Here is an 11,725-nt window from a genome sequence, read left to right as displayed (position 1 = left end):
TCCGCTAAAAATAACTTCCCGAAATGAATTTGTCCCGCCAAACCGTTCGTGCTGAGCCTAGTCGAAGCATGAACGGTTTGGCGCGGTGGATGCCCGGATTTTCCCGTCCATCCTTCGACAAGCTCAGGACGAACGGGAAAATCCTTGTAACCCGAAACAGGGGAGTTATTTATAACCACATCCTAAGCGCTTAGCGAGGCGCTCTTGCGGTAGGCAAAGTCGCAGACCCGATCCAACCACTGTTGTTGTTGCGCGGGATTGTTGCGCGCCAGGCTGTCCAGACCGCGCAACAAATCCAGGTACTCCGCCAATCCCGGCAAATGGGCTTCGCCGCGCAATTGCGCTCTGTCGTCCATCAATCGTTGCGCGGCTTGCTCGAGGAGGGTTTGTGCCATCGCCGGCCGGCCGTCGCCGGCCTGGGACGCATCGTCGGGATCGCGGTAATGGCTGCGCGCCCTAGCGATGAGCCATTGCTTGAAATCGGCATCCGCCGCCAACGGCAACACCAGGCAACGGCGCACGAAGGCCGCCGGCAATTCCCGGTCTTCGTTGGTGGTGACGATGATCAATGGTTTGTGCTGACGGGCTTTGACCTCGTAACCGTCTGCACACGGCAAGCGAAAACCGTTGTTGGCCAATACCTCCAGCAGACTGTTCGGTAATTCGCTGTCGGCTTTGTCGATTTCATCCAACAGCAACACGCAGCCCTTGGTTTCTGCGCGTTGAGCTTGCCGAAACGCTTGGCCTGATTGATCGGTCAATTCCGCATCCGGCCGCTGCGCGTGGACTTCGTGTTCGCGTAGCCATTGTTCAGCGCCCCGCCAATCGATAGACCACCATAACGGGCCGGGGGCTATGTAATGGCTGACGTCCTTGGCGCGCGGCTCTCGGGCCTGGGCATCGGCCAAGCGCGCGACCGCATCGAAACGCCACAACAATTCCTGCGGCTCGCTACGGGCGGTAACGACTTCGTAGACGAAGGCGCGCTCGAACATTTGCGCCGCCGCCCGCGCCAGATCGCTTTTGCCGGTACCCGGCAAACCGCGCACCAGCAACGGCCGGCCGCTGGCCTCGGCCAGGCGGATGGCGTCCTGGCAACGGCCGTCGAGCAGATAATGGCTTTCGGGCCATGTCCCGACGGCCGGGAGATAATAGGTGACGGGGTCGGGGCGCTTGATGTCGGTCATGAGTTGTTAACTGAGCAGGGGAATAAGGATTTGACTGATTTTTTCGATGCTGCCGGTAATGCTGGCGATATTTTTAAAGCCTTCCAAGGTTTTTGCGGCGGCGGCCAGCACTGTCTTATCGGCTTGCGGTTTAGCGATTTCGGACTTGACCGTGTCGGCGGCGGCGGCGATTTCGGCATAGTGTTTTTTGCCGATACTATCGTCCTGGTCGGCGGCGGTTTTTAGCCGCTCCAGTTCGCCGGACAAGGCTTGTTCAATGCGGTTATCAACGCTTTGGGTGATGTTCGTTCCTGGACTATGCTGCACGTAATTATTGAAATTAAACGTGTTGGATTGGTTGCTCATGTTGGTTTCCCGTGGTGTGGTTGGTTCAGGGGCCTGGCTGTTTTGATGGGCTTTTGCATGTTCGAACAACATGCCGCGAATATCGTTTTCGCTGACGTGCAGGTACTCTTTTTCGTCGCCGGACCTGCCGTCGCCGTAAACAAAAACCGGCAGGTATCGACCAAACTGCTTCAGAAAATATTCGGCGACATCGGCGTTACTGAAAGGGTGTTTGTCCAAGTACTGTTGATCGATGCAAATGCCTTTCAGGGGACGGTCCTTGGGGGATGTGTCATACCGGCGCAAGCGTCCAAGCAACAAACCCATGGCATCTTCGCTTTCCGCGGCCGGATCGGCCAGTTTACGCAACAAAGCCTTGGCGATTTCCCGGCATTCGCGTTCTATGTTCCAGGTGCCGCTCGGCGGTTGATAATGGCTGTGATCGAAAATATCGGATTTCCGACAGCCGTTGCTGAATTCGCCATGCGCATAATCGGGAATCGTCGCTTGGTTGTGCCGGCTAGCAGCCAACAAATCCAGGGTTTGGGTAAATTTGAACGGTACGCGGTTGATCGCGTCGGCGTTGGCCTCGTCTTTGCGCACCAATGTGTGTAGCAGATAGGCCAATAACTCTTCCGCATCCTGGCGACCGGTCCTATCTTGTAGGGCATCCAGCAGATGCAACACTTGCAGCCGACGCCCTTCGTCGTCCGCTTGGTTGACCAAATAGGCCGCGAAGTCTTTGCAGTCCTGTAATGTGCCGGCGTCGGAAAAGGATGTGTCGAAACCCTTATTGATACGAGCCACGTAATCGGCTACCAACGATTGTAAATCGTGGCGCCGCAATTGCTCGGCCAGCAAGTCTATGAGCGCTTGCCGCTGGTGTGGAACGCCGTGATTGTTTGCTTGCGCGGCTTCGAGAATTCGATCCGCTCTCGGCGGCTGGCCGTTTTGACGTTGAGAGTCGTCGGCACTACCGGTATCGGAGTTGTCCGAATCGCGGCCGAAGCCACTCCTACGCCGAGTTGTTTCGTTATCCGGGGCGATCATCCTTGCATGATCGTTGGGAAGACCATTTTGAGGCGCTAATACAACGCGCGGGCCAATGGCCGGCTTCAGGTTCGCCGGTTGATTGGTCAATACCCGATAGAGCTTTTGATAATCCGCCTGGATTCTATAAGTCGTGCCGCCTTTGAGTATCAGCGGCACGTGATCGATGCTGCCGTTGTCCGGTATCAGCGGCAGAAACTTGGTGTTTTTTTGAAATTGATCGTACAGCGTTTGGCTGATCAGCAAACCTTCGATATTCACGCCTATGCCGCCTAATCTGTCGTCGCCTTTGAAACGTTTCAGATAAGTCTCGGTACAAATTACCAACACAAAATCCGCCCATGCGATTTGCCGTTCCATCCAACGTATCCAGCCCTCGGCCGGCGCACCGTTGACGTAGCGATCGATTATGCAATCTATGCTTTCATCACGCAGCCGCTTGGCCAAAGCCAGCACATCCGCGCGGTGCTCGGGCGAATCATGGCTGTAACTGATGAATACCTTGGGCGCGGTTTGTTGATCCAAGTACCAATCCTTTGTCGGTTGTCTTTGCTTGGTCCGACGGCGATGCCGGATGAGTTGACGGTTAATGCGGACTCGGATCGAATGCTAGCAAAATCGGTCCTGGTCCGCCAGACTCGCGGCCACCCAAAGCCCGTCAAACGACCATATCCTCAGACAATAGCGCCAATTCGCAAGCCAATGCCCGAGACCACTTTTGCCCCGGCGAATATCGCTGATCGGCGTGTGAGCGGCTTTAGCCGCGTTGGACAACATGCAAAAGGATGAAAGTCGCATAGACCTATAACCTCAATACGAAACTGCCCCTACTCTCCCGCGCCGCACCGTGTAGCCGCAACCGGGAATTTCGCCGCCATAAATAAAACTGTGTTAAATAACATACTTTAATTTGCCAACTCTGCCTCCCCTGCCTACAATGTCGCCACTTTTAACACCACACCAAAGGGAAAAAATAATGAAAATAAGCCATGTCGTATTGCTGGTTAATTTGGCCGCGGCCACGTTATTGACCGGTTGCGAAGCCAGCAAACCGGCCACCGAAGCCAACGCTCAACCCGTTGTCGCAGCGCCCGCCGCGGCCACCGAGGCGGCGGCGCCCGCGCCGGTCGCAACACCGACGCCCGCCGTCGAACCCAAACATTGCGACAAACACCACGCCGCAACCGACGAACACGACTGCATCGCTCATTGCGCCAAAAGCAAGGGCAAGAAAAACAAAGCCTGCATCAAACATTGCAAAAGCCATGTAGCGCCTCATCACGATTGCGCCAAACATTGCGCCGATCATCCCGCTGAAAAAGACAAAGCCTGCGCCGAACACTGCACCCAAGATGCAAACGCCCCGGCCCACCAATGCCACACCGAGCATTGCGACCACCACGCTTCGGCCGCCGCGAAAACCTGCGATACCGGGCACTGCGCGCATCACAAGGGCGCCGCCGCTCATCAATGCGGCACGGAGCATTGCGCGGCCCACGGCGGTAACATGGCGGATTGCTGCGGCGACGCTCACAAGTGCGACATGTAACGCCAGCCGACAAACCACCCGCACCCACAAAAAAGCCGGCGAAAGCCGGCTTTTTTGTGGGGCGTTGATCCGGCCTTACCAAGGCATGACCTTGCCATCGCCAAAACGCAGAAAGCTACCGGATTGGGCCGGCGTGTATCCGTCGATAACGTTGATCATGCCGGAAACGCTTTCGTGAGCATCGATCAATGCGTTTGGTCCGCCCATATCGGTTCTGACCCATCCCGGATGTAGAATCAACACACCGATACTTTGCGGCGCCAAGTCGATCGACAGGCTTTTCATCGCCGCGTTGACGCCGGCCTTGCTGGACCGATACAAAATACTGCCGCCGCTGGTGTTGTCCGTCATGCTGCCCATCAGACTGCTGACCGTGACGATCAGTTTGCGCTGTCCCGCTTGCAGATTGGGCAACAGCGCCTCGGCCAATTTGACCGGCGCCAGCGTGTTGATCGTCAATGTATCGAGCCAGGTGGAATAATCCAGATTGCCGAATCCATGGCCGCTTCGGTCGCCGTAGACGCCGGCATTGTTCAACAATACATCGATCGGCGTGCCACGTAGTTCGGCGGCCAACGCGTCGATTTGCCCAAAGTCCGCGATGTCCGCCGCCAGCACTTTCACTCGATCCGAATCGGCTGCCAGCGTCAATAGTGCCTCGGCATCGTCAGGGCATCGGCAAACCGCGAGCACCCGCCAACCGGCTGCCGAATACTGTCTACAAAACTCCAATCCCAAGCCGCGATTGGCACCGGTAATCAACACGGTTTGCATAAAATCTCCCAAATTTAAAAGCGATAGAGTCAGCCCAATTGCGCCTGCGCCAGCCTTACCCAATAACTGGCGCCCAGCGCAAGTATGTCGTCGTTGAAATCGTAACTGGCGTTGTGCAGCGTGCAAGGTCCCGCGCCGTGACCGGCGCTGCGATGATCGCCGTCGCCGTTACCCAGAAAGCAATAACAACCGGGCAAGACTTGCAACATGAATGCGAAATCTTCGGCGCCCATCGTCGGCACCTGCGGCAATACCCGCCGCTCGCCGACCATATCAATCATGACTTGCCTGACTTGCTCGACCGCCTCCGGTTCGTTGACCGTGGCCGGATATAGCCGCTGAAATTCTAAGTCGCCGGTCATTCCGTGGGCCAAACAAGTATGCTCGACCAATTGCGCCATCCGCGCCTCGATCAAGTCCAGCAAGTCGGCGGAAAAAGTCCTGACCGTACCGGCCAGTTCGCAACGGTCGGCAATGATGTTAGTGGCCTCGCCGGCGTTCAACATCGTCACCGAAATCACGCCGCTGTCGAGCGGGTTGGCGTTGCGGGTCAGTATGGTCTGGAAGGCGGTAATCAACTGGGCCGCGACCGGAACCGGGTCCAGCCCCAAATGCGGCATTGCCGCGTGGCAGCCCTTGCCGTGCACGACGATTTTAAAGCGGCTCATCGACGCCATTACCGGACCCGCGCCGACCGCGAACTCGCCGACCGCCAAGCCCGGCCAATTGTGCATGCCGAACACCGCCCGCATCGGAAAGCGCTCGAACAAGCCGTCCTTGATCATCGCATCGGCACCGCCGCCGCCTTCTTCGGCCGGTTGGAATATCAAATACACCGTGCCGTCGAAATCGCGGTGCCGCGCCAGATATTCCGCGGCGGCCAGCAACATCGCGGTATGGCCGTCGTGGCCGCAGGCGTGCATCTTGCCTGGATATTGCGAGGCGTGGGCAAAGCCATTGAGCTCCTGCATCGGCAGAGCATCCATGTCGGCCCGCAGGCCGATCGCACTATCGCCGCTGCCCGATTGGATAACTCCAACCACGCCGGTCCTGCCCAAGCCGCGATACACCGGTATGCCCCATTCGCTTAGCTGCGCCGCCACCAATTCGGCGGTACGGTGCTCCTCGAAACACAGTTCCGGATGGGCGTGAATATCCCGGCGCCAACCCTGAATCCGGTCCAGCGCGGCGACGATCTCGGGTATCGCCCCTTCCGGAACGGTGCCGGTTAAGGGTGGAAGGTTTTCGCTCATGTTTTACGACTCTGTTGAACAACATTATTATTGCGGTCGGATTGGTTCGACCGATCAGTTCGACGAACCCTATGTTTCTCCGTCACGGAATACCGATCATGCCAGACTCGCACCGCTACCACGTGGTAATTGCCGTCCCGACGATGCCGCACTACCGGCTCAGGTTATTCGAACTGTTGGCGGAAAACCTGGCGCGGGAAAGCGTCAAGCTCGAAGTAGTTTACGGCAATCCCAACTCGGAGCAAGCCGCGAAACGTGACTTGGTGGAATTGGCGGCGCCAGTCGGTGTAAAGATCCGAAATTATTGGCTGAACGAAACGGTGCTGCACCAGGCAATCTTCGGCAAAACGTTAACAGCCGATCTGGTCATCGTATTGAACGCCAACGGCCATCCGTTGAATTTTTTGTTGTGCATCGCCACGAAACTTGGCGGACCGAAATTGGGATTCTGGGTCTACAACCGCCGTTCGCAGATCCACGAGCGTACGGTCAAGGAACGAATCCGGCGTTGGCTGACGCGCTTCGGCACTTGGTGGTTTGCTTATACCGACATGGCCCGCGAATATCTGCTGGCCGACGGCATTCCCAATGCACGGATCACGACCTTAAACAACAGCGTCGACCTGACCCGGTTTCGAGCCGATCTGACGGCGGTCACCGCCGAACAATTACAAGCGTTTCGGCAGTTGCACGGGATCCCCGGCGACGCCCCGGTCGGCCTATACTGCGGCGGGCTGCACCGCGACAAGCGCTTGGATTTTTTCTGTCGGGCCATCGCCTCGATCCAAGCCGCGCGCCCGGACTTTCACATGTTGATCGTCGGCGACGGTAGTCAACGCGCACCGATACTTCAAGCGGCGGCGGCCGATGCCCGTGTACACTACCTCGGCCCGGCGTTCGGCCACGACAAGGCCTTGTGCTTCCGGTTGGCCCGGTTGTTTCTGTGTCCGGGTCTGGTCGGGCTGGCGATTTTGGACGCCTTCGCCGCCGGCTTGCCGATGATTACAAGCGATATTCCCAATCACAGTCCGGAAATCGTTTATCTCGACCACGAGCGTAACGGTTTGATGACGCCGCATGACGTTGAGCAATATGCCGGCGCGGTCGTCGATTTGCTCGACTCCGAGTCCCGGCTAGACTATATGCGCCAAGCCGCGTTGGCCAGCGCCGAGTCCTACGGCATCGAAAACATGGCCGAACGTTTTGCCGGCGGCATTCTGGCTTGCCTGAATACACCCAGCCAAGCCTTTTATTCACGTTGCTGATGTCTGCGTCCAATCCTAAAGTCTTGATCCTGTCTCCGCATATCGACGACGAAGTGCTCGGCTGCTTTTCGTTTTTAGGGCCGGATTGTTTCGTCTTGCATTTCGGCGCCGAGGATAGGCCCTATGTATCCAGAGAGGAACGCATCGCCGAACTACGGCGCGCCGCCGACGCATTAGGGTTTGCCTGGGAAGTGCTGGATTTCCCGGTCAACCACTACCGGATGCAGGATTTGATAGCACCTGCGGAAGACGCCATCAACCGGCTAAAACCGACCACGGTCTTGATGCCGGAACCTTCCTACAATCAGGATCATCGCGCGGTCTACGACGCGGGCCTGGTCGCGACCCGGCCGCACGATACCAATTGGTTTGCGCGCCAAGTATTGATATTCGAGCAGCCCGACAGCGTGCTGTGGTTTCACGGCGCGCCGCACGAACCCAACTATTTCCGGGAAATACAAATCGAGCACAAATTAGCGGCCTACGCGCTGTATGCCTCGCAGATTCGCGGCCACCGTTCGCCGGAAATCTTACAAGCCCAAGCCCGCTTACGCGGCGCCAACATCGGCAAACCGTACGCCGAAGCTTTTCGGGTCAAACGCATGGTCGATCCGGGCTGACCCAACCACCGGCCGAACCCAACGCTCACCCGGAAGGCGGTTACGGAGAGCCTCATTCGGGGGTGTTCCAGCGTCGAGCCAAGCACGCGCGTTGCCGCGTCAAAAGTTGGCCAGCAGCGGTTAGACGACGTTAAAATCTGGAATTGAAAGTTCCGGGAAGCCCTAGTTCCGGCGCTTGGGGGAAAAGTAACCAAACATCGGTGCCCGGCTATTTCCACTCCCCTATTGTTGATAATTGCACATAATGATATTGTCTGCTAGACGTTAGCCGTCGGTCGCCAATGCCATCATCATCGAGACCGTGGCTTTAAGTCCTAAAAACCATGCATATCAACGCAGTCTCGGGAGGGAAATCCAGTGGCGAAGCGCATTTTAGTGACGGGCGGCCTCGGCTTCATCGGTTATCATCTTTGCAAACGCCTATTGGCGTTGGAACCCGACGCCGGGATACTCGTCGTCGACAATCTCAGTTCGACAAAGCTGGATTACACCGGTTTGATCGGGCGCCTGGAAATCGTGGTTCAGGATTTCCGTACGCTACCGGACGACCTCGGCGAATTCGACGACATCTACCACTTAGCCAGCCCGGTCGGCTCGCTGGGCATACTGGAAAAAAGCGGCAAAATCGCCACCGAAATTCTGGATTTGGCCGCCAAGGTCGGCCGGATCGCCAAGCAAGGACATTCCCGGCTACTGTACGTTTCATCCTCCGAGGTGTACGGCAGAGACGGTCAGCATCGGGAGTCCGCCGAGCAAGTGGTCCCTTGCAAGCGGGGCGCCAGGATGGAATACGCGCTAGCCAAGCTCACCGCCGAACATCTACTGCTGAATCTGGCCGCCGACGGCGATTTCGAGCTAAAAGTCGTCCGCCCCTTCAACGCGATGGGCGAATGGCAAAGTTCGACGATCGGCTTTGTGATCCCCAAGTTTTTCGAAGCCGCGCTGGCCGGCCGCGACATCCAGGTGTTCGGCGACGGCCGGCAAATTCGATCGTTTTGCCATGTCGACGATTTGGTCAACGGCATTGTCCACGTGCAAGCACTGGGACGGAACAACCAAATCTATAACGTCGGCCAACCCGGCAACATCGTCTCGATCGAACAACTGGCGCACACCGTTCGACACTTGTGCGGATCGAAGGCCAACATCGTGCATGTCGATCCGGTCAGCCTCTACGGCAAACATTACATCGAAGCGTTCGACAAAGTACCCGACATCCGCAAAGTAATCGATGACACCGGTTGGCGGCCGACGATCGATCTGGCCGGCGGACTGGCCCGGATACTCGACCACTATCGCGCGATCAGCGGCGAATTCGGCACCGCCGCCGCGCCGGGCTTGATCGATGCCTGAAGCGACGTATCGCTTTGGCGATCTAGCCTTCAAAACCGGCGGGCTGGCCGAACTAGACCAAACCTTGCGCCGCTGGCGGCAAGATCCCGGCCGAACCGGCAAACTGCTCGGTTTCGTCAACCCCCATGTCTACAATCAATATCAGCGCGAAGCGGCGGTTAGAGACTTTCTGGACCGTTGCGACTGGGTCTGCGTAGACGGTATCGGCATCGTCGTGGCCTCGCGGCTGCTTTACCGTGCGGCCCCGCCGCGCGTCGTTGCAACCCGTCTGTTCGACCGTGCCTTGGCCTGGAAGGATAGCAAAACACGCATGACCGCGGTCCTGATCGGCGGCACGCCCGAACAAACACCGCGAGCGGCGGCCGCAATCAACGACGCTGGCGGCGCCTGGCGTATCGTCGGCATGATCGACGGTTTTCGAAACGCCGAAGACTACCCCGCCTTGCTTCAGCCATATTCAACGGTAGACGCCGTCTTGGTCGGCGCCGGATCGCCAAAATCGGAGCGGATTTTGTTAGCCGCGCGATTAGCCTGTCCGAAAGCGCTTTGCTGGCACATCGGCGGCGGCACCTTGAGCGTCCATGCCGGCGACAAGGCTCGGGCGCCGGGCTGGCTGTCGGCCATCGGCTGCGAATGGCTGCACCGCTACGTGCTGGAACCCCACTACCGCCCGCGCGTGCATCCCGGCGGCGCCGAGTTCGTGCGGCATGCGCTTAAACATCGATTTTCAGCCACCCGCGAGTGTCAGTCATGAAAGTATTGATAGCCAATCCGGCGTTTCGACGCCCGCTTGCCAACGGTTTGGAGCGTTACATGCTCGGGTCCGGCATGCGTTTTCCATTGACGTTGCTCAAGCGCGCCGACGAACGGCCGCGCTACGTCACCTTTCCGTTTTTCTTGGCCTACAGCGCGGCGCTATTGGAACGCGACGGCTTCCAGGTCGAGGTTATCGACGGCGTACCGTTAAATCTGACCGAAGACGCGTTTGTCGCGGACGCCGCCGCCAGCCACCCAGCGCTGATCCTGCTGGAACCCAATACCGCGGTCATCGACGATGTGCTGAACTTTTGTCAGCGACTGAAAGCCGCCACCGCCGCCAAGATCGTACTGGCCGGCGCCCACGTCAGCGTGTTCGCCGAGGACTTGCTCAAGCTACACCCGCACATCGATTTCGTATTGGTCGGCGAATACGAACAGACTTTTTTAAACTTGGCGCGGGCCTTGCGCGACGGTCAAGCGCTGGCCGAAGTGAGCGGCTTGGCTCATCGTCCGGACGGAGAAACCCCGCACACCAATCCGCCCACGCCGCTGATCGATCCGCTCGACCAACTGCCGCCGCCGGCCCGCCATCTGTTTCCGCGCAACTCGGCGCCATCGATTTCGGCGTATTACGACGGCATGTTTCAACACACGCCAACCGCCTACATGCACACCAGCCGGGGCTGTCCTTACCGCTGCGACTTTTGCGCGTGGATACAAATTTTGTACCGCAATCAAGCCCAGCGCTATTTCAGCGCGGCCCGCATCGTCGATGAAATGCAATGGCTGATCGACCGTTTCGGCGTCCGGGAAATCTATTTCGACGACGACAATTTCACGTCCAACAAGCGTCACGTGCGCGAGCTGTGCGCCGAAATCCGCCGCCGCAATCTCGACATTGCCTGGTCGGCGATGGGCGACGCGATCGCGCTGAACGACGAAATGCTGGAAGAGATGGCCGCCGCCGGCTGCATCGGCTTGAAATTCGGCCTCGACAGCGCCGACCCGGAAATTCTACGCGCCATCAAGAAACCGCTAAAGGTGCAACCCCTGACCGGCCTTATCGACAAGGCCGCCCGGCTGGGCATCAAAACCCACATGACCGTGGTGTTCGGCCTCAGCGGCGAAACCCTGGCTTCGATGCAACAAACCTTCGAATTCGCCTGCCAACTGGATATCGATTCGGTACAGTTCAGCATGGCGACCCCCTGCCCCGGCACCGACTTTCACAACCGTCTGATCCAGGAAGACCGACTCCGGCCGGCAAAATGGGAAGAATACGACGGCAGCAACATGAGCGTGATCCGCTACCCGGAGTTTTCCGGCGAATACCTGGAACGCTTCACCACCACCGCGCATACCCGTTGGTTGCGGCGTAAATTCGGCAAGCCGGCTTGGCTGTGGCGGCAGTGTCGCTATTTGTCGCGCTTGGCGCGCGGCCAGGGTGTACGCGGTGTCTACAAGCGTTTCCGCCGCGCCGTTCAGCTATTGGGCGGCGATTCATTGGAACTGCCCGAGTCGGCGGTGGCCCGGCAGATGCGATGGTAAGCGCATCGGCGTCCACCATTGAAAACTTAGCGAAACCTCGACC

Annotated in this window: 10 protein-coding genes; 6 read left to right on the top strand and 4 right to left on the bottom strand. The window is 58.2% G+C overall.

Annotated features, from left to right (window positions below; all coding sequences use genetic code 11):
- Window positions 1-182: 182 nt before the first annotated feature.
- Window positions 183-1,187, bottom strand: coding sequence for a MoxR family ATPase (locus ACQE3D_RS10365; protein WP_313728033.1), 1,005 nt, complete (start codon window positions 1,185-1,187; stop codon window positions 183-185).
- Between the two features lie 6 nt (window positions 1,188-1,193).
- Complete coding sequence (locus tag ACQE3D_RS10360) at window positions 1,194-3,086, bottom strand: SEFIR domain-containing protein (RefSeq protein ID WP_313728035.1); 1,893 nt, start codon at window positions 3,084-3,086, stop codon at window positions 1,194-1,196.
- A 451-nt stretch (window positions 3,087-3,537) separates the two neighbouring features.
- Between ACQE3D_RS10360 and ACQE3D_RS10355 the strand changes: the two genes are divergently transcribed.
- On the top strand, window positions 3,538-4,110 hold the full coding sequence (locus ACQE3D_RS10355; protein WP_313728036.1) for a hypothetical protein: 573 nt from the start codon (window positions 3,538-3,540) through the stop codon (window positions 4,108-4,110).
- A 75-nt stretch (window positions 4,111-4,185) separates the two neighbouring features.
- Here ACQE3D_RS10355 and ACQE3D_RS10350 read toward each other — a convergent pair whose 3' ends face one another.
- Both ACQE3D_RS10350 and ACQE3D_RS10345 read right to left on the bottom strand, forming a co-directional pair.
- The gene (locus tag ACQE3D_RS10350) at window positions 4,186-4,884 is read right to left on the bottom strand and encodes an SDR family oxidoreductase (RefSeq protein WP_313728037.1); all 699 of its coding nucleotides are present in this window, start codon (window positions 4,882-4,884) and stop codon (window positions 4,186-4,188) included.
- A 29-nt stretch (window positions 4,885-4,913) separates the two neighbouring features.
- Window positions 4,914-6,137, bottom strand: coding sequence for a M20 aminoacylase family protein (locus ACQE3D_RS10345; protein WP_313728038.1), 1,224 nt, complete (start codon window positions 6,135-6,137; stop codon window positions 4,914-4,916).
- 98 nt (window positions 6,138-6,235) lie between these two features.
- Here ACQE3D_RS10345 and ACQE3D_RS10340 point away from each other — a divergent pair, with 98 nt between their 5' ends.
- The 5 genes from ACQE3D_RS10340 to ACQE3D_RS10320 all read left to right on the top strand — a co-directional run bounded on the left by ACQE3D_RS10340 (window position 6,236) and on the right by ACQE3D_RS10320 (window position 11,682).
- Window positions 6,236-7,402: a glycosyltransferase family 4 protein gene (locus ACQE3D_RS10340; RefSeq protein ID WP_313728039.1), complete on the top strand. Its 1,167-nt coding sequence runs from the start codon at window positions 6,236-6,238 to the stop codon at window positions 7,400-7,402.
- The gene (locus ACQE3D_RS10335; protein WP_427501614.1) at window positions 7,402-8,022 is read left to right on the top strand and encodes a PIG-L deacetylase family protein; all 621 of its coding nucleotides are present in this window, start codon (window positions 7,402-7,404) and stop codon (window positions 8,020-8,022) included. Before ACQE3D_RS10340 ends, ACQE3D_RS10335 begins: the two co-directional genes overlap by 1 nt.
- A gap of 357 nt (window positions 8,023-8,379) precedes the next feature.
- Window positions 8,380-9,375, top strand: coding sequence for an NAD-dependent epimerase/dehydratase family protein (locus tag ACQE3D_RS10330; RefSeq protein WP_313728042.1), 996 nt, complete (start codon window positions 8,380-8,382; stop codon window positions 9,373-9,375).
- Window positions 9,368-10,129: a WecB/TagA/CpsF family glycosyltransferase gene (locus tag ACQE3D_RS10325; protein ID WP_313728043.1), complete on the top strand. Its 762-nt coding sequence runs from the start codon at window positions 9,368-9,370 to the stop codon at window positions 10,127-10,129. Before ACQE3D_RS10330 ends, ACQE3D_RS10325 begins: the two co-directional genes overlap by 8 nt.
- Window positions 10,126-11,682, top strand: a complete 1,557-nt coding sequence (locus tag ACQE3D_RS10320; protein ID WP_071160607.1) for a B12-binding domain-containing radical SAM protein — start codon at window positions 10,126-10,128, stop codon at window positions 11,680-11,682. Before ACQE3D_RS10325 ends, ACQE3D_RS10320 begins: the two co-directional genes overlap by 4 nt.
- The last annotated feature ends 43 nt before the right edge of the window (window positions 11,683-11,725 follow it).

The sequence above is a fragment of the Methylomonas sp. MS20 genome, assembly GCF_050275925.1.
GTDB lineage: Bacteria > Pseudomonadota > Gammaproteobacteria > Methylococcales > Methylomonadaceae > Methylomonas > Methylomonas koyamae_A.
Note: the sequence above shows the minus strand (reverse complement) of the source record. Positions and strands in the feature narration are given on the sequence as shown.